Below are 26,752 nucleotides of genomic sequence, written 5' to 3'. Positions count from 1 at the left end.
TAAAATAATAAGACAAAATGACATATTTTAATTATTAATTGAGTAAATGTATATTCGTCAGATTATTGAAATCGCTTTATGACAGAATCAGTTAAAAACTTATTAAAGACATTAGGGCCGGGGATTGTATTTGCTGGAATGTGTATTGGAGTTTCTCATTTAGTTCAATCAACCCGGGCAGGAGCAGATTATGGGTTTGTTTTATTACCTGCAGTTCTTGCGGCCGTTATCTTTAAGTACCCATTTTTCGAGTTTTCTTCAAGATACACTAGTGCAACGGGTAAGAGTATTTTATATGGTTATGATAATTTGGGTAGATGGATATTGTGGTTATATGGAATAGTGAATGTTCTAACCATGTTTATAGTCACCGCGGCAATTGCCTTTGTCGCGGCAGGCCTAATGAGTACTATCCTTCAAGTGGAGATTGGTGCTGATGCGTTGGCAGCCTTAATACTATTGGTGTGTGTGATTATTCTTGCTGGTGGTAAATACAGTGCACTTGATGGTCTACTGAAAGTAGTGAGTACTGTTTTACTTATTAGCACTCTTGTAGCTGCATTTGTTGCATTCAATAAAGGCGTAAAACCTCCGGTTGAAGGATTTATACCCAATGAGGTAATGTCGGTGGTGGGTATAACATTTTTAATAGCATTGATGGGGTGGATGCCTACTGCTGTGGATATGTCTGCCTGGACAGGCCTTTGGGCAGAGGAGCGAGTAAAACAAACCAAATATATACCCACCCTAAAAGAAACACTGCTCGATTTTAACATCGGGTATGCAATTACAGGTGTTCTGGCTGTCGTATTTTTATCTCTTGGCGCATTGGTGATGTATGGTACAGGAATTGAATTGTCTAACAACTCAACAGGTTTTGCCAGTCAGCTAATAAGCCTATACACAACATCTATTGGAGAATGGAGCTATTTGATTATTGCTGTAGCTGCCTTCAGTACCATGTTCAGCACATCGATAACCGTATTAGATGGCTACGGTAGAGCCATGAATAAAGTATTTGTGATAATAACCGGGCAGGAAAAAAAATGGAATTATACTTTTTGGGTAGTAGTTGTTGCGCTAGGAGCTTACCTTGTATTAAGCCAATATTTAAATAATTTAAAAAGCCTAGTGGATTTAGCAACCACTATTTCGTTTGTTATTGCCCCGCTTGCAGCCATACTCAATTATAAGGTTATTTTTTCGAGTGAAGTGAATAAAGATTTACAGCCACCTTTGTGGCTAAAAAACCTGGCTAGGGCCGGAATTGTCTTTCTTTCAGTATTTACGCTTATCTATTTTTATGTCTTAATTGTGGGGCTTTAAATTTTTTAAAAAAAGGTATTGCAAAAAAGAAATTGAACTTCTAATATTGCAGACCATTTGGGAAAACAATCCCCCTTAGCTCAGTTGGTTAGAGCGGCTGACTGTTAATCAGTAGGTCCTTGGTTCGAGCCCAAGAGGGGGAGCAAAATTGAAAAAGGTAGTTACTAAGTAACTACCTTTTTTATTTTTAACTAATTAAAATTATAAAATGACAAAGGCTTTTTTATTCCTGTTATTGTGTTGCAATTCGATTATATGTAGTGGTCAGGTTAAAAAAGATGATTTAGAAGGACTTTGGATTCGGACAAAGACGGAATTTGTAAATAGTAATTATTTATTAGATAAAAATGATCCTCTAAATAGAATTTATAATTCTTTTGAATTTACTAGTAAAGGCAGACTAAGGATTTCGAATACTCCTTTTGATATAGGTGTAGAATTAGATTACGTATTGGATGAGTCTAGGTTAATTTATAATACCCAAAGATTAGTTGTTTCGTATTTGTCTGATTCACTCTTAATTCTTCAAGAGGATTTTAAACCAAATGGTATACATGCTCAACCTCTAAAGTATTTTTATTACAATCAGGATTACCTTAGCTCCAAAGATGAGTTGACTGAACCAATAGTAATCCAAAATGATACACTGATAATAAGTCCAGCATCTTCTAACGGGTTTATGACATTTTCGTCATATAAAATTGCCTATCCAAATGATGCTAAATATTATTTACCTACTCCCAGGTTTGATGGAGGGGAATTTACTTTAGAGAGATTTTTTCAAAACAACCTTGGGCTCTTACCAAATAAAAAGAAAAAGAATGAAGCGAAATTTAGCTTTGTTATTAATAAAAATAATGAATTGATTGAGTTCAAAATTTTAGAAGGAACTAATGAGAAATTAAATAAAGCTATAATGAGGGTTATTTATAAGACAAAGAAAAATTGGTTAGCTCCTACGTTCAATGGAGAACCCAAGCTAGCCGTCATGATCTTTAACTTAAAGCTAATTGAGCCAGCCAGTTTTAAGTAGGCTCTATAATGTTTAAGGCATACTTTTCGAGGATTTATAATTAAAATCTTAGCTATAAAAATCTTTCGTTCGAAATCCAATTTTTGTAGCACGATGTTGTGAAATTAAGTCCTATTCTAGCCGTCTCACAAGTGTATTTCTAATTCTAGTTTCAATAGTATTGTTCGCAATAATTGTAGTTAATTAATAATTTTCGATATATACGACCTCCTAAATATGAGTATAAAATTGGGGGATTCAAACATTGAATTTTTCACTTTATTAGGGGGATAATTGCGATATTCATTTCCAGTACCTTCACATGAAGGTATTCATTTTGTTACTTAATCTTTCAAAAATCAATAACAGCACATTATTGCGTTTTGGGAAGATAGTTGAAATAACAATTTGAATTAAGCTAAAATATCAAACTACAAATGGAGAAATTTAAGTTAGATAATACTATTAAAGTTTGTATTGTCGATAAAGATATTCGTTGGTCTCAGGCGGTTAAAATGCTTATTGAGGATAACTTAAGCCTGCGTGTGATAGATTTACATAAAGAATTTCCTAAAGAAAAGGTTTTTTTGGAAACGCAGCCTCATCTAGTGCTTGTAAATGTGGATGAGAATTCTGACTCTTACAAATTGATTAAGTCAATTAAAGTAAAATTACCTTTTATTCAATTTCTACCTTATTCTGATTCACCAACTGAAGAAACTATCTTGAATTTCATTGAACATGATTCAGGAGGATTTTTAATCAATGTAAAATTTGATTATAAGCAGCTAATTAAAGGCATTGTTAAACTTCAAGAGGGCAAACCAGCACTTTCACCAATAGCTAGTAGAGTTTTAGTTTCCAGCTTTTATAATCAAATACCAAAAAATTTAACAAAGAAGGAAATTGAAGTTTTGAATCAATTGAAAAAAGGTAAAAATTCTGCTGAAATAGCAAAATCACTCGATATTAAACAAAATACTGTTCGAGCTCATATGTATAATATATACGAAAAGCTTGATGTGAAGAATAAAGCTGAAGCAATAGCCCTATTAGGCTAATAGATTCACACCTCCCCCTTTTTTAATATACAATATCCACAATAATGCATTAAAAATTTTCCTCTCATTACTGTGAATTTAGTCAGATGGTGGGTATGCCCGCCATTGTGTTCATTTATTAACCTAAACATTACAGTATGAAGAAGTTTTTACTTTTTGCATTTATGTTGATGTTCGCATTCGCGTTCAGCGATTCGTGGGCTCAAGAGCGCACTGTGTCGGGAAAAGTCACCTCTATCGAGGATGGTTCATCTCTACCCGGTGTTAACGTTGTACTAAAAGGTACAACCACAGGTACTGTTACCGACATTGATGGTAACTTCAAGTTAAGTGTACCTTCTGATGGTGGTACGTTAGTATTTTCATTTATTGGATTGGCGACTGAAGAAGTAGCTATCGGTTCGCGATCTGTAATTGATATTCAGATGTCACCGGATGTTCAGCAGCTTTCAGAAGTTGTAGTAACAGCGGTAGGTATCCAAAGAGAAGCAAAAGCACTAGGTTACGGTGTAGAAAGAGTAGGAGGCGATAAAGTATCAGGTGTATCAGAACCAGATGCTTTGAGAGCGATGCAAGGAAAAGTAGCCGGTGTTAATATTGGAGGATCTAGTAGTGCACCAGGTAGTGCTACACGTATTACTATTAGAGGTAACTCCTCTTTATTAGGTAATAACCAGCCTTTATTCGTAGTGGATGGTATTCCTTACAATAATAACTCTAATGGATCAGGTCCGGGGTTCAATAGTGACCAGTTAACAGGAGGTGGAGCTTTTGGTAGCCGTTTCCAGGATTTAGATCCTAATAACATTGAGTCAGTAAACGTTCTAAAGGGAGCAGCGGCAGCTGCCTTATATGGTACCAGAGCTGCGAATGGAGTAATCGTAATTACTACTAAGACAGGATCTTCAGGTGCTAGTAAAAAAGGACTAGAGATTTCTTACACAGGTAACTTTGCCATGGAAGAGGTTGCAAACCTTCCTGATTACCAAAATTCGTATGGAACGGGAACGAACTTCAACTATCAGCAAGTGAATGGATCATGGGGAGCACCATTTGTTGGAGCGAAGCCTTATGCGACTACTACTGAGATTCCACACTGGTATGATGGAGTGATAGGCTTTGAGGAATTATGGGGTACAACAGTACCATACAGAGCTTATCCCGATAACGTGAAAGATTTCTTTCAGACAGGAACATTTCTTGAGAACTCATTAAGAGTATCGGGAGGTAATGAGAAAGCTCAAAGTACATTAGTTGTATCGAGAGCGAAGCAGGAGGGTATAGTGCCCAACACTCAGTTTAATCGTACAAACGTTAGTTTAGGAGGTCAGACTCAGTTGGACAACGGACTTAACGTAGGTGGTAATTTACAATATACTTCTTCCGTTCAAGAGTCGTTCCAGGGAGGAGCCAACAATGCGATTGGTAATGCATCTGCTTTTGCCAGAACGTTGTATTTAGGACGTAACTGGGATTTACATGGCCAGCCTTTCCAGAACCCATTAACAAATGCTTCTGCATTTATGGTTGGTCCTGCTACTGCAGATAACCCTTTATGGTCTGTTGAGAATGCAGGTATTGAGTCAGAAACAGATCGTTACGTAGCTTCCTTCAACTTGAGCTATGATGTATTGGATTGGTTAAACCTTACTTACCGATTAGGAGTGAATGGCTACAATCAAAGTACCGTAGATTACTTCCGATCAGGATCAAGAGGAGCTGGTGGATCGGGTCAGATCATCAATGTGTATGATCGATTCCAGGAGATAGAGTCGAACTTTATTGTGACAGTGACTAAGGATATCACTGAAGATATTAGCTTCAGAGGTATATTAGGACACAATATCAATCAAAGAACAGCAGAATCCCAGCGTTACATAGGAGTTGGTTACGTAGATTTCTTCATTAACGATATTGACAATACCAACTCGGTAATCCCAGGTGGCGGAGGATTTTCTCAGCGAAGACTGGTAGGAGCTTATACTGATATGAATTTTGGTTACCGAGACTTTTTGTTCTTGAACTTAACGGCAAGAAATGACTGGTCTTCTACCTTACCTGAGGATAACAGAAGTTTCTTCTACCCAGCGGTGAGTACCTCATTTATCTTCACTGATGCGTTTGATTTACAGTCGAATGTCTTGTCTTTTGGTAAGATCAGAGCAAGCTGGGCCCAGGTGGGTAACGATACAGCACCTTACCAGATTGTACCGGTATTTTTGTTGAATGCCAATGGTTTGGCCCAGGCAGGAGCTACTGCATTACCATTTAATGGTACTTCAGGATCTACGTTATCAAATATTGCAAGAGATCCCAACTTGAAGCCTGAGCAGACTTCAGAAATAGAGTTTGGATTGGAGACTAAGTTCTTCAACAATCGATTAGGCATTGATGTGGCTGTGTATGACAGAAGGTCTACGGATCAGATTGTACAGGTAGCCATTCCAGATGAGACAGGATTTACTTCGTTGTTAACGAATGGTGGTGAGTTGAGTAATAAAGGTATTGAGCTTACGTTAACGGCTACTCCATTGAAGTTGAGTAATGGATTCCAATGGGATTTTGTAGGTACGTTTACGCATAATAAGAACGTGATTGAGTCATTACGACCAGGTTCTAGTGAATTGGTATTAGGCAATACCTTTGGTGGATCTGTACAATCAGTACATCTTCCTGGCGAAGAGTATGGTTTGATTCGAGGAAGTGTGAACTCACGTGACGATGAAGGTAATTTATTAATTGATCCATCTAATGGGCAGTTGATTCCGGCATTGAATCCTGAGATTATAGGCAACCCGAACCCTGATTTCATTGTGGGTATAACGAACTCATTCAGCTGGAAAGGGCTATCGTTGTCAGCAGTACTTGACTGGAGACAAGGAGGAGATTTGTATTCGGTAACGAACCTTTCTTTATTGGGTAGAGGTGTAACAAAGGACACTGAGGACAGGGAAGTTAATAAGATCATCCCAGGAGTTTATGGTGATCCTAACACGAATGAACCTATCCGTGATGAGAATGGTGACAAGATACCAAACACCACGATGGTGGAAGTAAACACCCTTTACTTCGGTCAGTCATTTGCGATTAATGCTCAGGATGAGTGGTCTATTTGGGATGCGACCGTGGTTCGCTTGAGAGAGGTGACATTGGGCTATACGCTTCCAAAATCTTTATTGGAGAAGACTCCATTTGGATCGGCTAAGGTGACTTTATCAGGTAGAAACTTATGGTATAATGCCCCTAATTTCCCAGAGGCGTCAAATTTTGATCCAGAGGTAAGCCAGTTTGGAAACACCAACTTGCAAGGATACGAGTTTACTTCAGCGCCTTCGACAAGAAGATATGGTGTAACAGTTAACTTAACTTTTTAAGAAATAGTTATGAGAAATTTATTTAAACTAAAGATATATACACTAGCATTATCAGTAATGGTACTTGCTGGATGTGAAGAGAACTTTTTGGACATCAATGATGATCCGAATAACCCTTTGTCTGTGCCTACTGGTCAGTTAATGACGGCAGCGCAGACGAATATGTCCTATACTTTCGCTAATGGTAGTGGTGGTTTAGGGTTGTATACGGGTACGATTGTGAAGCACTGGGTTCAAAGAGGTACCTTGAATGATTATTCATTACAAGGGACAGACTTTGCAGTGACGACAGGCTGGCAGAGTATTTATGCAGGAGCGATGACTGATCTTCAGGTTGCTATAGAGCAAGCGACAGAAGAGGAGGACTTTGCTACTCTTGGTGCGGCACAATTAATGAGAGTTTACATTATGTCCCATGTTGTTGACTTATGGGGAGATGTACCTTACTTTGAGATTGGTCAGGGTGCAGGGAACGAATCACCAACCTTTGATGATGGTTTAGCAGTATACAATGATCTGTTTACTTTACTGGAAACAGGGTTAAGTAATTTAGAGGCTGGAGTCGATGGTTCAGTAAAGGGAGATTTAATCTATAGTGGTAGCGCAGATAGTTGGATAACGTTTGGTAACAGTCTTAAGCTGAGAATGTTGAATAACGTAAGGCTTCAGCGAGATGTGACAGCGGATGCTCAAGCAGCGATTACTGACGGGGTCATAGAGGCGATAGCTGATGATTTTGAATTAGACTATGGAACGAGTTTCAACCCTGAGAACAGGAATCCAGGATTCTCATTTGAGTGGACAGCAGGTAATGGTAATTACATAGACCCATTCTTTTTTGAGACATTGAGAGGGCAAGATACGTTTGCCCATGGCGGGTTGTTACCAGCAGGAGCAGGAGTAAGGGATCCACGAATTCCATACTACATTTTTAACCAGCTTCCAGCAGGTTCAGGTGATGCAGATGCAGAGAATCCATGTGCCTACTGCCCTTCAAGAAGTGGTTCAGCATTCTTATCGATTTTTTCTCATTCATTCAATATAGACCCTAATGAAGGCTTTGATCAAAGTAATTCACAGTCTTTAGCAGGGTTATACCCGCTGGGTGGAAGATATGATGATGGAGATGGTGGAACAGCTTCGAATGCTGCTACTTTAAATGCAGGTCAGGTGACTGGCCCGGGTAACACTCCTCAGCGATTGTTAGATGCGAGTGAAGTGTATTTCATACGAGCGGAGTTAGCTCAGGTAGGTGTGACAAATGAGACAGCTCGGGATTTATTTTTATCAGCGCTGAACACTTCATTTGCCAAGGTAAATGCGGTAGCTAATTCAGCAGGAGCACCTACCATGTCAGCAACAGCAATCTCAACATATGTGAACGCTGTAATGGCTAACTATGATGCGGCTTCACCAGCAGGGCAATTGGAGTTGATCATGGTTTCTAAGTGGTTGGCCCAATTTGGTAACTCTACTATCAGCTACAACGATATTCGTAGAACGGGCTTCCCTCGATTGCACGATGGTAATACAGATAACTTGAACGTAACCGTTCAGACAAGACAATTTCCTGTTTCATTACCTTATGACATCAATAACTTACAACTCAACGCAGCAGCGCCAAGCCAAAGAGTTATTGCTACAGACAGGGTATTTTGGGATGTTAATTAATCTAAAAGATTTTAAGAATGAAAAATATATTTAAATATTCATTGATACTTTTCTCGCTGGTGTTCTTTGCATCATGTGAGGACGAGGATACACAAAGGATTCCTACTGATGATCTCGGTACGGGTCCAAATGTAAGAATAGTGTTAGACCAGGACTTCTTGTTTATCAACCTGGATGATTTATCTTCAGCCAAGTCGGTTTTCGAGATTTTTTCAGAGAATCCGAATGATATAGCTCAGGTAGATATATCAGTGTCGTACACATCACAAGATGGGACAGTAACGACAGGTTCAGTGGTATTGGAGACCGTAACCGGAGCTGAGATTGCTGCTGCTGGTGGTAACTTGACAGGTTTGGAGATTACTGCTACTGAAATTGTAAATGGGTTAGCAGAGCTAACTTCCCTGAATGATATCGGTGGTGGTGATTTATTTACGTTCACCAATACTACCACAATGGTTGACGGTAGGGTATACCCTGAAGCGACAATAGGTGGTAACTCGAATGTAACGCCCAATATTGTGAATTCAGCGGGTACAACTAGTTTTACGTCTAACTGGCAGTTATATGTAGGTTGTGCTTCACCGGTTGAGGATATCGTGGGTGAGTATTCCAGCGAGATTACTGAGTCTAATTATGGGGGATTTATCGGATCGTCAAACCCAACCGTCAATATTAGGTTCAAAGGCCCTGAGCCATTCAGGTATGAGATATCGGATATTTCATCGTTGGCGTATGTTCCTTTTGGAGGTACTGCTTACCCTGCAGATATCTATGATATTTGCGGTGCACCGGTTATGTTCCCTACAAATACTTTTGGTGGCACTACGCAAACGGGTCCAGGTTCTTGGGATCAGGCAAATGGAATTTTATCCATTCCAATGTTTGAAGCAAATAATGGATTGAGTTGGACAGTTGTTTTAACTAAAAAGTAATTAAAAGATAGAGAACATGAAGAACTTAATATATATACTCATGATAGTAGCTGCAAGTCAGCTACTATCATCATGCGTGGATGACTATCAGGATATTCAAGAACCACCGTTACTGGATGCTCCAGCTATTTTTAGTTTTACAGTCTCGGATGAAACAGTTCCAACAGGCGGTTCTACTACCATTACATTATCAGTAGTAGATGCACCGGCAGGTTTGGCAGAGGTGACATTAACAGATGTTGATCAGTTTGGTGTAGGTGTAGGAGGAAGCTTTTCAGTTACATCTGCTTTTGCAGGGATTACTGAAGGGGACGTTGTAGTGGAATACACGGCACCAAGTGATTTCTCCCAAGGCATCATTACGCTAATTGTTACAGTTACTGATTCACAGATTAGAAATGGAGAAGATGTTAGTAAGAGTGCATCGATAGAGACAGATGTACTTATTACTTGTGCTCCATTAGATAATAACTATGCAGTGAACACAGTAATTGGTTTTGATGACTTTGATTCAGGTCCGTATAATTTTTCTGAATTATTATTGGCAGTAGACTGTGGTGATAATTATTTTGTTGAAGACATATCAGGAGGTCTTTGGAGTAATGATTACAATGAAGAGTATGGAACATCTGCAAGAAATGCTCTTATAACAGTTGATGAAGATACCAATGTTGTAACTTGGACTAACATGGATGGCATGCCTGTCAGTGATCAGTTTGGAGGGACTATAATTCAAGACCCGGATCAACCTGATAGTAATTATGATCCTGCTACCGGAGTTATTACCATTTATTGGTTTGCCACTGAGTTTGGTGAAAATGGAGTTACAACCTATACACCTACCTCAGTAAATTAGTTTTAATTTGAACTAGAACAAAAAAGAGACCCACTTCGGGTCTCTTTTTTTATGATACAATTAGTCTGTTACTCAATGACAACCGCTCACCTATAACTCACCAACCCAAAATCATGCTCCAAATGACTGTAATCATTATACGTGCTTACAGATAAGCCACTTTTACCCACTAGAATTTTGGTGATGCTGGTGTTAATTATTCGATTTTGAATATCAATAAATGCGCTCTCTTTTAAGCCGAGTGCTATCATAACAATAACCGATATTGGACCTCCCGAAGTGAAAACAACAGCATTATCTCTTGATGATAATTTAGTAGCAGCATTCTCTAATTCGCCCCAGATATTTTCCTTAAACGATTTCCAACTAATGGAGTATGCATGTTTATTTTCCATCCAATCTAAGATGGATTGATTCAAAATATCCTGAAGTGCTTTTAGGGGTGAGGGATGGCTTCTAATATGATTACTAAGCTTACTGAAATCTGAATATTCAGGATTGTATTTTGATAGTAGCTCTTTGTGGTCATACTCGTTCCAATGGCCAGAATATTTGATTTCAGCATTTAGTCCAAATTCATTCAGGCAATATTTAGAGGTCTCCTGATGCCTATTCAATGTTCCTGAGTGCACACTAGTAAAGTGGAACTGACGTTCTTTAAGTGCTCTGCCAACCAACTTAGATTGTTGGATGCCTAAATCAGTTAGTTTATCATAATCGCTCTTAAAAAAGTTTGCCTGGCCATGCCTTATCAGATAAATCATAGCCATATGCTACCTCTTTTGTTTAATGATGTTTTCACAAGTACGAATCATATAGATTGAGGCAATCCAGAAATTTTTAAAGGCCTTGTTAGTAGTAAAACCTTTAGAATAGCGATAATATATTTGTTGTATAATTCCAGCCAACCTGAAGATTCCGTAAACACGATAAAATCTAAAATCTTCAATTTCTCTACCTGTACTTTTTGTGTAGTAGTTAATTATTTCCTTTCTCGTCATCATGCCAGGAGCATTACTTGGCTGCCGTCTTAAAGACTTGATGAAAAAGTCATCATTTTCTTCTACCCAGTAAGCCAGACTGTTACCCAAATCCATCAATGGATCGCCAATGGCAGCTAGCTCCCAATCTAAAACGCCTAATATTTTCGAAGGATTATTAACATCTAACACCACATTATCAAGGCGAAAATCGTTGTGAACGATGCATAATTTTTCCTCGGCAGGCATGTTTTGCTCCAACCAGTGCATTACTTTTTTACCGGAAGGCACGTTCCAAGTTTTGGCATCGCTAAAACGCTTGTTCCAGCCTACTATTTGTCGCTCTATGTACCCTTCGCCTTTGCCCAGGTCATCTAAACCTTCCTTTTCATAATCTACATTATGCAGTTCAATTAATTTATCCCAAAAAGAATGGCAAATTTCTGATACTGTCTTTTCATCCCAATTAACCTCCCTAGGGAAATTCTTACGTGGGATGATTCCTTCCAATCTTTCCATCACATAAAAGGTAGAACCTAAGACAGACTCATCATCGCATAGTGCGATCATTTCAGGAACGTATGGATAATGAGGTTTTAACTTTTTTTGAAGTTCATATTCTCGAGGCATGTTGTGTGCACCCGCAGCCTTTTTCCCTAGCGGAGCCCTTCGTAGAATCAAATCCTGATTCTCAAACTTTAGTCTGTAAGTCCAGTTTGAAGCGCCACCCGAAAATTGAGTGATGTGTGGGGTAGAATTTATAGTAGGTAAGTGATTTTTTAACCATGGTAGTAGCTTCTCTAAATCCAGCTCTTCACCACTTCGCTGATCAGTTTCAAGGTCTTTAATTGATGTGCTCATTGATTAGGATAAATACTTTTTAAATTCCAGTCGTGAGATCATTCCAAGGTGCACTTCGTCAGGACCGTCAGCAAGGCGCAGCGCTCTGGCTTGAAGAAAAAAACTGCTCAATGGAAAATCGTCAGATAAGCCACCACCACCATGAATTTGCATAGCCATATCTGTTACTTCTTGCAAAACTTGCGGAGCTACTACTTTGATGGCAGAAATTTCTGTCATGCTTTCTTTTATACCGAACTGATCTATTTTCCAGGCGGCATAATGTGTAAGTAAGCGAGCCTGATCAATAGCCACTCGCGCCTTTGCAAATCGCTCTGCATTACCACCAAGTTTTGCTAATGGTTTGCCGAAAGCCTCTCTGGTTCCACTTCGAATAATGGCGAGCTCCAAAGCTCTTTCCGCAGCTCCTATGCAGCGCATGCAATGATGGATTCTGCCTGGTCCAAGTCTTCCCTGGGCAATAGCAAAGCCAGCTCCAAAATCCATAATAATATTCTCTTTGGGTACACGAACATTGTTGAAATACACTTCGCCATGACCGGCTGGTGCATCATATGCTCCGAAAGTAGGTAGCATGCGCTTAATTTCAACACCGGTTGAGTTTAAAGGCACCAGCACCATACTATGCTGTTTGTGTCTTTCATGCAAACCACTTGTTTTGCCCATTACAATAGCTATTTGTGCTTCAGGATGACCGAGGCCTGTAGACCACCATTTCTTTCCATTAATCACAATTTCATCGCCATCAGGCGCAATACTGGTTTCAATATTAGTAGCGTCAGAAGAAGCAACATCGGGTTCCGTCATGCAAAAAACAGACTTGATTTCGCCATTAAGTAATGGCTTGAGCCATTTTTCTTTCTGCTGCTTGCTGCCAAAATGATAGAGCACTTCCATATTGCCGGTATCTGGAGCATTACAATTAAATATTTCGGCAGAATTATAGATTCTGCCCATTTCTTCAGCCAAAGGCGCATAGTCTAGCACACTTAAGCCTTCGCCTAACTCGCTGTCTGGTAAAAAGAGATTCCATAGCCCTTCACTCCGCGCCTTTGTTTTTAACTCCTTTAGTTTGGGGTGTTCTATCCATTGTTTCCAGTTACTATCTGGGTTATTGATTTTATTAAATTCCGCCCATTCTTTCTCGAAAGGATAGACATTCGCTTTCATAAAAGTCTTTAACTTTTTCAGATACTCCTGTGATTTTTCAGATGGATTGAAGTTCATTTTTTTAGAGCTTTTTTAACATTTTTAGGGAGGCAAATGGCATCATTAATTTAAATAGATACCATGGCCAAAAAGGTACATAAGCTTTATTTTTTTCTTTATTAATCGCTTTTACCAAAAGTTTGGAGCCTTTATCCAGATCAATCATAAAAGGTGGTTTTTTAGCTACATTGTCCGTCATTTCGGACTGAATGTACCCTGGAAATATGGTTGAAACTTTTATTGGCTTATACAGTAAATCTACCCGCGCACCTTCAGCCAAACTGGCTAACCCAGCTTTGGTGGCTGCATACACATTAATTGGACCTCGATATCCTCTAAATGCCGACATACTGGAAATTGCTACTAAGTGACCGTCATTCTGTGCTCTGAATATTTCTAAAGCAGCTTCGAATTGACTTATAGCTCCGCAAAAGTTTGTGACGGCCGTTTGCATATTCTGCTTATGATAACCTGTACCTAGCGATGCTCCTTTACCCATACCGGCATTCACAATTACTCTATCCAGCTTTTCACCAACGTCTTTAAAGTCCTGATTAAAGGCTCTGAAAACCTCAAATACTTCTTCCGGTATGGTAACGTCTAATGAGCGAAGAAATACTTTGATGGATGGATTAATTTCTAAAAGTTCTTTTTTGAGAATTTCGAGATTTTCTACTCTCCTTGCGCACAATGCTAAATTGCAACCTTGCCTGGCAAACTCTAAAGCCATGCCTTTTCCCAAACCGGAACTTGCGCCAGTGATGAGTATGTTTTTTCGTTTTTTCATTCAGTTGGGTTTAGTCCAATAGATAGAAAGGTACAAAACGAAAAGCTTTTTTTAATGATTATTTGGCCCTAGTTAAGCTTAACAAATTATATAACTAACTTTTAATTGAGATAAACAGTAATTATGATGCTTTAGGTAAGCATATCTGCTACAGTTTTTAGAAGGATATCCTCTTCAAACGGCTTGTTCAGTTTTATACTGTTAGAAATGTATGAAACATCTTTTAGTGTTTCAGGATCTGTAAGAGCACTCATAAAAATGATGGGAACATTACTAAATTTTCTAATGATTGAGGCACTTTCAATTCCGCTCATTTCGCCTTCCAACATGATATCCAATATCAAGAGATCTGGCTCTTGTTCCTTTACCACCTGCTCTACTTCTTCACCATACTTAAGCTTACCAATAACCTTATAACCGTGGTTATCCAATAATTTTTGCAAATGCAAGGCAATTATTAATCCATCTTCAACAACTAATACTTTACGCATTTATGGGAAATTTAATGTTGAACGTTGTGCCATTTTTATTAGAAAGGTTTAGTTCACCCTTAATTTGTTTCGTAAACAAACTGATAAGTTGCAAGCCGTAAGAGTCTTCCAATGCGCCCAATTTACTCGTAGAAATGCCAATACCATCATCAGCTACAGTTAAGTTCATCTTGTCCTTCTGTTTTTTTAAGTATACTTTAATTCGTCCTTTTTTAGTTTCGGGGTATGCATATTTTATTGCATTTGAGATGATCTCATTCACGATGAGGCCAACGCTTAAAACAATGTCAATATTAATTAGACTAGAATCCATTTTTAGATCAAGCTCATAATCCGATTCTGAATCTGAATACGTATGAACCAGATTATGCACTAGGGTTTTTAAATAATCTTTAATATCTAATTTATTTACACCCTTCATCTGAAGTAGTTGTTCATGAATGGCTGAAATAGATTGAATTTTTGTACTTGTCTCCTTTATGAATGATTTCAAATACTCATTTTCATTCATGTTTTCTTTTAAAAAGAGTAAACTGATAACCATTTGAAGGTTATTCTTAATTCGATGGTGCAACTCTTTGAATAATGTATCCTTTTCATCAAGAGCTAATTCTAATTTATTCTGATTCTCGATCAGAGAAGTTAAGTCCAGATTAATGCCAAATAAGCTTTTTACGGTACCATCCTTTTCTAATGTTCTGGCCGCACTAGATCTAATATGCTTTACCTTGCCACTTTTGGTTTTAATTCGGTATTGATAGGTTACTTTTTCGCCTTGTCTGGCTTTGGTCATTGCATTTTCCATTAACTGGCGATCTTCCGGATATAGTATTTCCCAAAATATGTTGATTTTATCGCTTAATTCAGTGGTAGGGATTTCAAATATATTGTAAGTCTGTTCATTCCAGTAAAGCTCATCAGTATCTAAAGTCCATTCCCATATCCCCATATTAGATGTTTCAATGGCGAGGTTTAATTGTCGTATAGTTTTTTCTAACCTCTCCTGGTATTTGGCTACCTGACTAACATCCATATTTATGCCCATGAATTTAATCACATCACCTTTCTCGTTCAAAACAGGTGCACCTGACGCATAAATATGTTTAGTGCCACTTTTTGTTTTGATTCGAAACTTCACATCACGTACGGTTTTTCCATTGGCTATCTTGGCCATTTCTTTATCTGCCGTAACTAAATCTTCAGGGAATACTTTGGATCTGAAGTCTTCTATAGTATGGCGGAAGGCAGAAGGGTTAAGTTCAAAAATCTTGAACATCTGGTCGTTCCAGTCCATCCGATTATTTTTCAAGTCAAGCTCCCATACTCCCATTTCGGCTGTTTCAATACCTAGGTTTAATTGTCTAAGTGTATTTTCAAGATTAATTTCAGCCTGTTTGGTTCTGGTAATATCCATCATGATCCCTACAAGACGATATGGCTTATTATCTTTATATTCAACGGTTATCTTGTCTTTTATCCATAAATATTCTCCACTTTTAATTCTAAAACGATACTCTATTTCATGATTGACTCTCTTGAAAATCATAGTCTTATGAAAGTTGAGAAGCCTTTTTTTATCAGCTGGATGAATTCTATCAATCCAAAAATTACTATCCGCCAACCATTCTTTAGGGTCGTAACCAAAAATTTTAAGACACTGACTACTTACAAAGTTGTTAGTTTGATTGGTGAAATCAGTTTCCCACACAACACCATCTAGCGAGTTGAGAAGAGATGCATATCTATCCTTTAAATAAACAACCTCATTTTGCACATTTTTCAGGTAAGTTGTATCCATCAAAGTGCCCGTAACACGTACTGCCTTTCCATTACTTGCACGAGTAATGTAGGCTCTCACTAAAACATATATATAGTGACCTTTAGTGTGAAGTCTCCTTGATTCAAGTTCAAAAACATCCCGATCTGATTCTATGGCATCGTTAACAGCATTGGTAATTCTATCTCTATCCTCCGGATGGATTAAATTTTTCCAATATTCGGTATCTGTGCTGGTGTTAGGTGGGAGTCCGAGAATCTGGAAGTAACGATCGCTATATTCTATTGTATTTTCAATTAAATCCCAATCCCAAAAGCCATCATTCGAAGCCTTTAATGCTAATTCATATTTCTCTTTAAGTGATAAGATCTCCTTTTTTTGTAGTACATCATCAGTGATATCGTAATTAACGCCAATTACAATATCTTCGCCATTGATTACTACCCTGTGACCTTTGGCCTGAATATGTGCTACCTGACCAGAAGGTTTTATTATTCTAAAGGAATAGTCTAACTCAGTAATTTTATTTTCTACGATATTTCTGATTTTCTTTTCTATGAATTCTAAATCCTCCAGAAACACCATACTTTTCCAGGATTCAAAGTTTCCATCGAAAGATTTAAGTCCATATAACTCAGATTGGTAATCGTCCCATTCAATTTTATGTGTGGTTAAGTTCCAGGTCCAAACACCTAATTTTGCAGCTTTATTGGCTAAGGTGAGCCTTTGTGTTAACTCATTTTTTGCAAGTTCTAATTCTTTCCGCTCTGTTATAAGGTACCGAATTGAGAGATACTGTTCAATCTTACCATCGATATCGAAAATTGGGTTAATAACGGTATCTACCCAGTAAAAGCTTCCGTCTTTTGCTTTGTTTTTAACATCTGCACGCCATGTTTTTCCTTTAGCCACTGTTTTCCACATACCAGCCCAAAACTCTTTTGGGTGATATCCTGAATTAATTATGCTGTGACTTTTGCCTATAAGTTCTTTTTTGTTGAATCCACTAGCCTTACAAAACTCTTCGTTGGCGTGAATGATTATCCCCTTTTTGTCAGCAATAGAAACTAAGGCACTCTTGTTGAGAGCGTTGGTAACAGACAAATAATTATTGCGTTCAACTTTAGTCTTTTCGTATAAATCTTTTAGTTCAGTAATATCTATTACGCGTAGAATATAGTAGTTCAAAACTCCATTTTCACTTTTAATCGCTTTGCAGGTATTTCTATATACTTTATCATAAAAAGGAACTTCATAATGTATTGTCTCATTATTCTTTATACTCTTAATAGCTTTTTTTAGACTATTATATACTGCCGGTAACAATACGTCTTTTGAGTCTTTACCAATAAACGTTGATGGGTCAATGCCATGTTCTGCATAACCTTCACCTTCGGTAAATAGTATCTTTAAATCTTTATCGATGAGACTAACAGAGCCGTTAGGATAATTTTGTGCTAATAGTTCAAATTGGCTTTGAATTTCCAGAGCTTTAATTAGAGTCTCTTTCTTTTCTGTTACATCCAAAATAATGGCGCTGTAAAACTTTGAATTACCTTCTTCTGCAAGACTTAAATGGACCTCTACTGGATAGGTGCTTCCATCTTTTCTCAGGTGTATAGTCTCAAATTGAATTTTTCCACTCTCACCCTTTGATAGTGGTTTAAGCAATCGTTTAAAACTCTTCAAATTGTATTCAGGCTTAATATCTAGTGGTGTCATCTGCTCCATTTCTTTCATTGAATATTGCAGATTGGCTAAAGCACACTGATTTACATATTTAAATTTGAAATGGTCGACATCGAAAACATAAATTTCATTTAAGCTTCGCTGTACAATATTGCCAAAACTGAGTTCAACTAGTTGACTCTCCAATACAATAGAATGACCATTAAAGGAGTACTTCTTATCTTCCGTTATTAACCAAACTTCATCTTTTTGAATGGTATTTACATCTTTCGCTAACCTTTTGTATTTAAGATTACTTGGCGTTAGGTTAATGATGGTTTCTAGGGAGTCGTTTGGGATATTGAAGATTATGAATGTCTCACCGCCAATAGCTGAATCAAGCTTTTTCTTAATACTTTTTTTGCTTGTAAGGCGGGAATCAATAAAACATACATTCATATTTACGAGCAGATTGATTGAGAAAATCAGTTTCAATTTAGGAAGACAATTATTTAAATGCTCTACGTATATCTACCTATTTTAAACCATTTATTGGCTGACTATCAGCTTCTTAAGTTACTAGTAAAAAAGTGCCTGAAATAGTGAATTAAGAGGGTAAATTATATTTTATTAACTTAATTCTTCTTGTATTTATTGATTCGATGCTTACGAAATAATATTAGCTAATATCAGTAGATCTACGGATCAATATTTTTAAAATATTAAGCGAGCTTTAACCGTGGCAAATTTGGCAGCACATAATCACTTAGTAAAGTACAAAAGTCTATTAGAAAATATCATTGATAAGAATGATGCTATTCTTGTTATGGATGATTCAGAACGGCTACTTTTCATAAGCAAATCAGCACAGAAAGTACTAAATCAGTATACAATAGATATTCCGGAAGTAGGCGGCCAGGTAAATTTTGAAGCGTTAAAAAAAACTATTGATAGCAGGTATGTATGTGATGAGAATAAAATCTCTGTTGATGATGCTAAACTTTCTATTGTAAGGATTAAGCCATTAAATGATTTAAAAGCTTTTGACCTTTATAAGTCGGTGGCAGACCAATCTAGAGATGCGATAGTAATAACTGATGCAAACCTTTCGAATGGAGGCCCTCGAATTGAATATGTGAATCAGGCCTATTTAGATTTAACAGGTTATGAACTAAAAGAAGTATTGGGCAAATCACCCAAAATAATGCAAGGCCCTAAAACTGAACGGAAGGTTTTAGATAGGTTAAAGGAAAACTTAGAAAATAACGAGCCATTTTTTGGCCAAACCTATAATTACCGAAAAGACGGTTCTGAATTTATTAATGAGTGGAAAATTACTCCTATTGTTTCTGCTGAGGGTCAGGTAATTAAGTATTTGGCCACCATTAGGGATGTAACAGAAAGGGAACTAGCGAAAGATAAACTCCAAAGAAATGAACTAAGACTTTCATCCATTATAGAAAGCAGCGAACGCTCATTACTTATGTATGATACAGAATTTATTATTCGCTCATTCAACAAGAAGTTCGCAGAGAGATACTATTTGGAGCAAAAGCTGAAAGTGATAGAAGGCAAAACGCTTGATACATTTTTAGATGAAGAACAACTGCATTTTATCAAACAGAATACAGAACGTGCTTTTAAAGGGAAAATAGTTCAGGTTGAAGCGATTAATACTTTATTTAAAGATGATCAATACTACGATTTCAGCTTTAACCCTATAAAAGGAAACAATGGCATTGTGGGGTTTATACTCACCTTCAGAAATATTGATAAAGAAAAGCGAGCAGCACTTAGCATAGAAATAAATGAAAGAAAGTATCGCACTATAGTTGATTCACTTGGTGAGGGAATAGTACTACAAAATAAAAGAGGTGAAATCATAGAATTTAATAATTCCGCTCTTACTATTTTGGGTTTAACGAGTGATCAGCTACTAGGAAGAAACTCGTATGACCCAAAATGGCGAGCGATAGATACTGAGGGGAATGATTTTCCAGGTGGAGAGCACCCAATATCTAAATCGTTGAGCGAAGGTGTTTCTATTGATAGATTCATTATGGGTATTCATAAGCCAGCTGGTCAATTGACTTGGCTTTCTGTTAATAGCAGACCCATTACAAATGAAAAGGGAGAGGTAATTCAAGCTGTGGCATCCGTTAATGATATAACAGAGGAATATCACTTAAAGCTTGAGAGTGAAGCATCTAGTAAAAGATTTCAAGCACTATTTCAGAATAACCCGATGCCTATGCTTGTGGTTGAGCATCAGTTTGAAAGGAAGATTCATGATGCTAACGAGGCAATGATTAAGAAATATGGATTTTCTAGAAATGAAGTGCTGGAACTAAGTCTTGATGATCTGGTAGAAGATAAAACTGCTTCTGTTCAATATACTAATGCCTTGAATTTGGCAAAAAATAAGGCCTCTACTTTTCAATTGCATAGAACAAAGAAATCCGGTAACCTGATAGTAGAGGTTATTAGCCATGAATTGAATTTTCATGATAGAAAGTATAGCCTTTATATTCTCAACGATAAAACAGCTGAACTTCTCTATGAGTTGGAACTTAGTGAGTCTAACAAGCGCTATAAGCATCTTTTTGATAAAAATCCGAATTCGCTTTTTGTAGTTTCTAAAAAGGAGGGTCAAATCAAAAAAGTAAATGAAGGAGCAAGACACTATTATGGTTATGATCAGAGTGAAATGCAGGCAAAGCGCTTTATCGACCTTTTTTCGAAAGACTCCATAAACAAAATAAATACAATCAAAGATTTAGATACGGTAGATACCTCTACTGATTTCATTCATTCCACTAAAAGTAAAAGTGATTTTTATGTTAACCTTTCCATCTCAGATATTATTGATGAAGGAGAGGAATGTTATTTGATTCAGGTTAGAGATATAACCAAAAGAAAGCTGGCAGAGAATAAACTAAAGCATACTGAAACTCAACTTGCAAGTCTGGTTAAAAACAATCCGGTTTCTGTTTGGTCTACTGATAATGCAGGTAAAATCACTTTTTGTATTGGCTCTTTGTTTGAGTCTGTTGGCATAGAAAGTGATGAATTGATTGGGCAAGAAATTACAACAGGTAAGGGATTAATAAAATTTAGTGAAGCTGAAATCAATAAAGTAAAACAGGGGAATGAAATTGAAGGGATTTTTCACTTTGATGGCCATTATATTAAATCCTGTATATCTCCACTACTAGGTAATAATGGTGAAACACTTGGGTTAATTGGTGTATCTACCGATGTCACAAAAATGATGCTTACGCATCAGCAGCTAGAAAAAACTGGCAAGTTATTAGAAATGACACAAGAACTTGGCAGAATAGGAGGTTGGCGTTTATTGCTTAAAGAAGGTGTGTTAGAATGGTCTTCTATGACCAAGAAAATTCATGGTGAGTCTGAAGAATTTAAGCCAAATGTAAAAAATGCCATTCACTATTACTCTAAAGATGACAGGCCTGTTATTGAGAATGCTGTAAATAACCTCATCGAAAAAGGAGTGCCATATGATCTTGAACTAAGACTAAAACCGAAAAAAAATAATCCAATTTGGGTAAGAACGCAGGGAAGAAGAAGAACAGAAAATGGTGAGCCGGTTGAAATTTATGGTACCATCCAAGATATTACAGAATCTAAACTTGCCAGGCAAAAACAAGATGAGTTTGCAAGAATTTACGGTTTATCATCAGAGCTTGCATCAGTAACAACATTCGATGGTAAATTTGAGTATTTAAATCCTGCATGGGAAAAAACTCTCGGATACAGTCTGAGGCATCTCACTAATAATCCGTTTTTTGATTTCATCCACCCCGATGATATTGAACACACAAACAAAGAATTTAAAAAGCTTCTGTCAGGAAAGTTAGAAACCCTCACTAATTTTAGAAACAGGTATCGCACTAGCAAAGGAGCATACAGATGGTTCACTTGGTCATCTACTGTTGATTTAAAAAGAAGAAGAATTTATTCAGTAGCAATTGACATTACGGAACAAGTGAACTTAGAAAATGAACTAGTAAGGAAAGAAAGGTTTTTTAGGAAGCTCGTAATCAAGGGTTTCGGCTCCAGCATTATACTTAACAAAACCGGAGTTGTAACCTACGTTGGTGGTAGTGGCATCAATACATTCGGCCATAGTTCAGATACCCTTTATGGTAAAAAACTCACCAGTATTATTCATACTTCAGATTTAAAAAAGTTTAGAGAAGATTTAGAATTAAGTGCCCAACATGAATCGCAAAATGTAAGAGATCAGGTTCGAGTAATGAACGCAAAAGGCGATGTAAAGTGGGCTGAAATAAATATAACTAATGAACTAAATGACCCTGACGTGAAAGGGTTGGTAGTAAACCTTCATGACATTACTGAAACGGTGGAAGCACATAGCAGAACTGTGCAAAGCGAACATAGGTACAAAATGTTAGTGGATAAATCCCCAATGCCGATTGTTATACATTCAGAGGGAATTATAAGGTTTGTGAATGATGCTGCAGCAAGAACAATGGAAGGCAAGCCGGAGCACCTTATTGGTAAGAAGGTTCAAAAATTTGTAGCTGATAAGTTAAAGAAAGAAGTATCGGATAGAATTGATTCACTTTATAAACAGAAAACGAACCATACCGGAGTACAAAATTCTATTTTCAAAACACTCAAAGGCAGGGAGATTTATGTGGAGTTGTTAGGTTCTTCTATCAATTATGAAGGTAAAAATGCAGTTCAGCTTATGTTTTTGGATGTTTCTGATAAAGTAGAGGCTGCCATTGCCATAAGAGAAAGTGAGCAACGCTATAGAAATTTGGTAAATAATTCTCCTATGCCAATTCTAATTGTTGTAAATGATAAAATAGTATTTCTTAACTATTCCGCTGCAAACTCTTTAGGAGGTGATGTTTTAGAATTTATCAATCAGCCCTTAGAAAACGTTATTGCCAATAAAGGCAACTCCAACGTGGTTCATGAATTAAAAAAATACCATAAAAAAAGTGTGCTTCCGAGTGAGTTAATTGAATTGACATTTAAACGAAAAAATAATACTCTTCTGTACGCTGAGGTTCTGGCTGCTTCTACTGAATACATGGGTGAACCAGCCGTGCAAATCATGTATTTAGACATCACTGAAAAGAAACAATTGCTCACTGAGCAGTTAAAACTTAAAGGGATAGTCACAGAATCGTTTGAAGAGATTTACATTTTTAATAGTAAAACTTTAAAATTCACATTTGCTAATAATTCGGCACTCAAGCACACCGGCTATTCTTTTCAGGAGATAACAAAAATGAATCCTTATGATTTAAGACCTGATTATGACTCTAATAATAGGCTAAAACTATTATTAAAGGAGGCGCGAGAGAAACTTAAGCCTATTGAATTCAACGGTTTTAATAAACGTAAAGATAATTCAGTGTACAGGGTTGCAGTGAGGCTTCAATTTTTAAAGGTGGGTGAAGAAGAAGTATATGTTAGTACGGTGAATGACATCACTGAACAACATAAGCTGGAACTGAGACGGGATCTAATCAATAATATCAATGAAGCCATAGTAAGAAGGGATGTAACTAAAGATATTTTGACAGACCTAATAGGCATGATCGCTGAGTCATTGGATTTTGATTTAGGCGAGATCTGGAGAATTGAGGAGGACAAGTATATTAGGCAAGCCTATTCCAAAACTTACTTAAATGAGATTAAAAAAATCATCGAAGTTAATAAGTCGATTGAATTCAAAATAGGGGAAGGAGTTGTTGGTGGTTGCTATGAAAAGCAAGAAGTTATTTGGTTGACCAAATTCGAAAAAGGGAAAGTGAAGATGCATAAATTACATGTGAATTTAGGTATTAAAACTGTGGTTGCTTTTCCCCTCATTGTAGACGAAGAATCGCTGGGTGTTGCCAAACTTTATTCTACCAAACATTTGCCGTACGATGAAGATACTGCTGAACTATTGATGACTTTAGGTACTCAGTTGGCACAATTTAAAAAGCGGAAGAATGTAGAAATTCAATTGCTAAAGAGCCTGGAGGAAAAAGAAGGATTGCTTCAGGAAATCCACCATAGAGTTAAGAATAACCTTCAAACAGTTTCAAGTTTATTGTATCTGAGATCTTCTTCTATTGAAGATGCTGAAGTGAAGCGCTTCTTCACAGAGAGTCAGAATAGGATTAAAGCCATCACATTTACTCACGAGCGCCTCTTAAGGGCTAAAAGCTATACAGAACTTGATATCAAATATTACCTGGATGACTTAATTGACAATATATATCAGACACATATAAGTGGTGTTAGAATCATTGAATTACAAAAAGATATTGAGTCTCACATTTTACCCACTGATGTGGTAATGAATTGTGGATTGATAATTAACGAGCTTTTAACGAATGCATTCGATCATGCCTTTAAGCCTGATGAAAATGGCACCATAAAAGTTTCATTAAAGCAGAAGGGTGAAAAGCTTCAGCTTATTGTACATGATAGTGGCGTTGGATTTGATTACGCCAATAAATATGATGATTCAGTTGGCGTTCAGCTTGTACATTTATTTACAGATCAGTTAAAAGGAAGCTTTAAGGTAAAAACCACTAACGGAACAAAAGTAGAAATAACATTTAGCCATGGGAAAGTTTAAAATATTAATTGTAGAAGATGCGCAGCTAATAGCGGTTCACCTTCAAAAAATCTTACAAAATGCCAACTATGAAGTCATAGGAAGGGCTGCCAACTATGAGGAGGCAATTGCAATATGTAAAAAGTCCACACCCGATCTGGCATTAATGGATATAATGATCGATGGCGATAAGGACGGTATTGAAACAGCCATTGAACTTAAAGAAAAGTATAACCTTCCCATTATCTACTTAACTGCGTTAACGGATGGTAGTACCATTGAAAGGGCAAAAAAAACCAATCCCTATGGCTATATTATGAAGCCCTTTCAGGAAGAACAAGTGGTTACTTTTCTGGAAATGGCCATTCATAAATATACCGTTGAGAATAAGTTAAGAGAAAGCGAAGAGAAATTTAAAGCAGCCGTTGGGTCCATTAGCGATGCCTTACTTTTTGTAGAAGAAGATTTTACTGTTAGCTACTTAAATAAAGCAGCCGAAGCCATTTCAGGTCAATCGTTAACTGAAGTAGAAGGCAAACCGCTGGTTGATGTATTTAAGTTTTCTGATTTTGAGACAGGCAATGAGATACCCAATATTTGGAAATGGTTTAATGTAAAAGATAATGAGCAAGAGTTTAAATCGCTCTACCTTACTCAACCAAATGGTAAAAAGGTGCCTATTGGAGACGGTACCATTAATGCGGTTTTTGATGAAAAAAAGAAATTAAAAGGTGTTGTATTAACCTTCAAGAATATCACGAAAAGGCTTGAAAATGAGTCGATGGAGAAACAACTTGAAAAAACAAAACTCGCTGCAATTATAGAAGGTCAGGAAATGGAAAGAGCACGTATTTCCCGGGAAATTCACGATGGTTTAGGGCAAACATTAAATGCAATAAAATTGAATATAAGCACATTTTTTAATGGAGCTGATAAAGAAAGAGCCATTAAAGATTTACAAAATTTAATAGGTGAAGCTATTTTAGAGACTGGGCGTATTTCTGAAAACCTTCTGCCATCAAAATTAAAAGATTTCGATATATCAACTTGTTTACTCTCACTTTCTAATCAAAAATATGGTGATTTAAGTGTGTCATTTGAATCAACAGAAGTAAAGCACGATAGAATAGGCATAAATAAAAAGATTAACCTATATAGAATTACCCAGGAGGCTATATCCAATGCGGCCAAGCATGCTAATGCTAAAAACCTGAACATACAATTAAGAAGTAGTGCCAAATCTGTTATACTCACCATTGAAGATGACGGTGTTGGCTTTGATGTTTCCACTCGAAATAACAAAGTACTGGAAGGCCATCACGGTTTGCAAAATATTGAAGACCGTGTTAATATTATGGACGGTGTGTTTGAAATAGACTCAAAAAACAAATTAGGAACTGTTCTTATAATAGAAGTACCGTACGATAAAAAACTAGCAGTAGCATGAGCAAGAAATTGAAAATTGCACTTGTAGATGATCACTCACTCATTAGAGATGGCATAAAATCTCTTTTAATGGGTTCAGAAAAGTTCGACATTACTATTCTGGAGGCATCAAACGGAAAATCAGCTCTGAAACTAATCTCTACTGAAAAGCCGGATATTGCAGTATTGGATATTTCTTTACCTGACATCAACGGAATGCAAATCGCAGAGGAAATATTAACTACGCAAGAAGGTGTAAAAGTAATCATGCTGTCGATGTACTCAGATTATGAGTATGTGTCGCACTGTATAGAGATTGGTGTAAATGGGTATGTGCTAAAAGGAGAGGGTCATGAAATACTCGATGCAATAGAAGCTCTATCAAATGACACTCAATATTACAGTTCAGGGGTTCGAGATTTAATAGTATCTCAGTATACGGCTAAAGTGAGAAAAAAGAGTCCGGAGGAAGAAAAAATAGTGCTCACTAACAGAGAGAAAGAAGTAATTAAGCATGTTGTAGACGGGCTAACCAGCAATGAAATAGCGGATATATTATTTATAAGTGCCCGAACGGTTGATACCCACAGAAGCAATATTATGAAAAAGCTAAAAGTGAAAAACTCCATCGCCTTAATCAACAAGATCAAAGATTTAGCATTGTTAGACTAGGTAGAATTACCTAAAAAATTAACTGGTATTT

General features: G+C 37.0%; 16 protein-coding genes and 1 tRNA gene. 11 read left to right on the top strand and 6 right to left on the bottom strand.

What is annotated here, in order from left to right; all coding sequences use genetic code 11:
• Positions 1–78: 78 nt before the first annotated feature.
• The 8 genes from JR347_RS00485 (at position 79) to JR347_RS00450 (ending at position 10,235) form a co-directional block, all read left to right on the top strand.
• Positions 79–1,326: an Nramp family divalent metal transporter gene (locus tag JR347_RS00485; protein ID WP_205722108.1), complete on the top strand. Its 1,248-nt coding sequence runs from the start codon at positions 79–81 to the stop codon at positions 1,324–1,326.
• A gap of 69 nt (positions 1,327–1,395) precedes the next feature.
• Positions 1,396–1,469: transfer RNA gene (locus tag JR347_RS00480), tRNA-Asn, on the top strand.
• 65 nt (positions 1,470–1,534) lie between these two features.
• Positions 1,535–2,359, top strand: a complete 825-nt coding sequence (locus JR347_RS00475) for a hypothetical protein (RefSeq protein ID WP_205722107.1) — start codon at positions 1,535–1,537, stop codon at positions 2,357–2,359.
• 416 nt (positions 2,360–2,775) lie between these two features.
• Positions 2,776–3,399, top strand: coding sequence for a response regulator transcription factor (locus JR347_RS00470; protein ID WP_205722106.1), 624 nt, complete (start codon positions 2,776–2,778; stop codon positions 3,397–3,399).
• A gap of 137 nt (positions 3,400–3,536) precedes the next feature.
• Positions 3,537–6,773, top strand: coding sequence for a SusC/RagA family TonB-linked outer membrane protein (locus JR347_RS00465; protein ID WP_205722105.1), 3,237 nt, complete (start codon positions 3,537–3,539; stop codon positions 6,771–6,773).
• Between the two features lie 9 nt (positions 6,774–6,782).
• On the top strand, positions 6,783–8,444 hold the full coding sequence (locus tag JR347_RS00460) for a SusD/RagB family nutrient-binding outer membrane lipoprotein (RefSeq protein ID WP_205721803.1): 1,662 nt from the start codon (positions 6,783–6,785) through the stop codon (positions 8,442–8,444).
• A gap of 17 nt (positions 8,445–8,461) precedes the next feature.
• Complete coding sequence (locus tag JR347_RS00455; RefSeq protein ID WP_205722104.1) at positions 8,462–9,379, top strand: hypothetical protein; 918 nt, start codon at positions 8,462–8,464, stop codon at positions 9,377–9,379.
• 16 nt (positions 9,380–9,395) lie between these two features.
• The gene (locus JR347_RS00450) at positions 9,396–10,235 is read left to right on the top strand and encodes a hypothetical protein (protein ID WP_205722103.1); all 840 of its coding nucleotides are present in this window, start codon (positions 9,396–9,398) and stop codon (positions 10,233–10,235) included.
• A gap of 86 nt (positions 10,236–10,321) precedes the next feature.
• Here JR347_RS00450 and JR347_RS00445 read toward each other — a convergent pair whose 3' ends face one another.
• From JR347_RS00445 to JR347_RS00420, 6 genes are all read right to left on the bottom strand, one after another.
• On the bottom strand, positions 10,322–11,005 hold the full coding sequence (locus JR347_RS00445) for a histidine phosphatase family protein (protein WP_205722102.1): 684 nt from the start codon (positions 11,003–11,005) through the stop codon (positions 10,322–10,324).
• A 3-nt stretch (positions 11,006–11,008) separates the two neighbouring features.
• A complete protein-coding gene (locus JR347_RS00440; protein WP_205722101.1) occupies positions 11,009–12,076 on the bottom strand; it encodes a phosphotransferase family protein in 1,068 nt (355 codons plus the stop codon).
• A 3-nt stretch (positions 12,077–12,079) separates the two neighbouring features.
• Positions 12,080–13,303 carry an acyl-CoA dehydrogenase family protein gene (locus tag JR347_RS00435; protein ID WP_205722100.1) on the bottom strand — a complete coding sequence of 408 codons (1,224 nt, stop codon included), beginning with the start codon at positions 13,301–13,303 and terminating at the stop codon, positions 12,080–12,082.
• A gap of 4 nt (positions 13,304–13,307) precedes the next feature.
• On the bottom strand, positions 13,308–14,072 hold the full coding sequence (locus tag JR347_RS00430; RefSeq protein WP_205722099.1) for an SDR family oxidoreductase: 765 nt from the start codon (positions 14,070–14,072) through the stop codon (positions 13,308–13,310).
• Positions 14,073–14,203: 131 nt separating this feature from the next.
• On the bottom strand, positions 14,204–14,563 hold the full coding sequence (locus tag JR347_RS00425; protein WP_205722098.1) for a response regulator: 360 nt from the start codon (positions 14,561–14,563) through the stop codon (positions 14,204–14,206).
• A complete protein-coding gene (locus JR347_RS00420) occupies positions 14,556–18,467 on the bottom strand; it encodes a PAS domain-containing protein (protein WP_205722097.1) in 3,912 nt (1,303 codons plus the stop codon). Before JR347_RS00420 ends, JR347_RS00425 begins: the two co-directional genes overlap by 8 nt.
• A 280-nt stretch (positions 18,468–18,747) precedes the next feature.
• Here JR347_RS00420 and JR347_RS00415 point away from each other — a divergent pair, with 280 nt between their 5' ends.
• Genes JR347_RS00415 through JR347_RS00405 form a run of 3 tightly spaced genes read left to right on the top strand, consistent with a single transcriptional unit; the run spans position 18,748 to position 26,721 of the window.
• Positions 18,748–24,645: a PAS domain S-box protein gene (locus tag JR347_RS00415; protein ID WP_205722096.1), complete on the top strand. Its 5,898-nt coding sequence runs from the start codon at positions 18,748–18,750 to the stop codon at positions 24,643–24,645.
• On the top strand, positions 24,632–26,071 hold the full coding sequence (locus JR347_RS00410; RefSeq protein ID WP_205722095.1) for a response regulator: 1,440 nt from the start codon (positions 24,632–24,634) through the stop codon (positions 26,069–26,071). Before JR347_RS00415 ends, JR347_RS00410 begins: the two co-directional genes overlap by 14 nt.
• On the top strand, positions 26,068–26,721 hold the full coding sequence (locus tag JR347_RS00405) for a response regulator transcription factor (protein ID WP_205722094.1): 654 nt from the start codon (positions 26,068–26,070) through the stop codon (positions 26,719–26,721). The genes JR347_RS00410 and JR347_RS00405 overlap by 4 nt, the downstream gene beginning before the upstream one ends.
• Positions 26,722–26,752 lie beyond the last annotated feature (31 nt).

This window comes from Fulvivirga lutea (assembly GCF_017068455.1).
GTDB lineage: Bacteria > Bacteroidota > Bacteroidia > Cytophagales > Cyclobacteriaceae > Fulvivirga > Fulvivirga lutea.
The sequence above is the reverse complement of the archived record's forward strand: the minus strand, read 5'-3'. Positions and strand labels throughout refer to the sequence as shown.

What these genes read in the sequence shown, in the direction of transcription:
- JR347_RS00450 (WP_205722103.1), top strand. Translation starts at nt 9,396, where the DNA reads ATGAAGAACTTAATATATATACTCATGATAGTAGCTGCAAGTCAGCTA.
- JR347_RS00420 (WP_205722097.1), bottom strand. Translation starts at nt 18,467, where the DNA reads ATGAATGTATGTTTTATTGATTCCCGCCTTACAAGCAAAAAAAGTATT.
- JR347_RS00410 (WP_205722095.1), top strand. Translation starts at nt 24,632, where the DNA reads ATGGGAAAGTTTAAAATATTAATTGTAGAAGATGCGCAGCTAATAGCG.
- JR347_RS00425 (WP_205722098.1), bottom strand. Translation starts at nt 14,563, where the DNA reads ATGCGTAAAGTATTAGTTGTTGAAGATGGATTAATAATTGCCTTGCAT.
- JR347_RS00430 (WP_205722099.1), bottom strand. Translation starts at nt 14,072, where the DNA reads ATGAAAAAACGAAAAAACATACTCATCACTGGCGCAAGTTCCGGTTTG.
- JR347_RS00485 (WP_205722108.1), top strand. Translation starts at nt 79, where the DNA reads ATGACAGAATCAGTTAAAAACTTATTAAAGACATTAGGGCCGGGGATT.
- JR347_RS00435 (WP_205722100.1), bottom strand. Translation starts at nt 13,303, where the DNA reads ATGAACTTCAATCCATCTGAAAAATCACAGGAGTATCTGAAAAAGTTA.
- JR347_RS00445 (WP_205722102.1), bottom strand. Translation starts at nt 11,005, where the DNA reads ATGGCTATGATTTATCTGATAAGGCATGGCCAGGCAAACTTTTTTAAG.
- JR347_RS00405 (WP_205722094.1), top strand. Translation starts at nt 26,068, where the DNA reads ATGAGCAAGAAATTGAAAATTGCACTTGTAGATGATCACTCACTCATT.
- JR347_RS00440 (WP_205722101.1), bottom strand. Translation starts at nt 12,076, where the DNA reads ATGAGCACATCAATTAAAGACCTTGAAACTGATCAGCGAAGTGGTGAA.
- JR347_RS00455 (WP_205722104.1), top strand. Translation starts at nt 8,462, where the DNA reads ATGAAAAATATATTTAAATATTCATTGATACTTTTCTCGCTGGTGTTC.
- JR347_RS00465 (WP_205722105.1), top strand. Translation starts at nt 3,537, where the DNA reads ATGAAGAAGTTTTTACTTTTTGCATTTATGTTGATGTTCGCATTCGCG.
- JR347_RS00475 (WP_205722107.1), top strand. Translation starts at nt 1,535, where the DNA reads ATGACAAAGGCTTTTTTATTCCTGTTATTGTGTTGCAATTCGATTATA.
- JR347_RS00460 (WP_205721803.1), top strand. Translation starts at nt 6,783, where the DNA reads ATGAGAAATTTATTTAAACTAAAGATATATACACTAGCATTATCAGTA.
- JR347_RS00470 (WP_205722106.1), top strand. Translation starts at nt 2,776, where the DNA reads ATGGAGAAATTTAAGTTAGATAATACTATTAAAGTTTGTATTGTCGAT.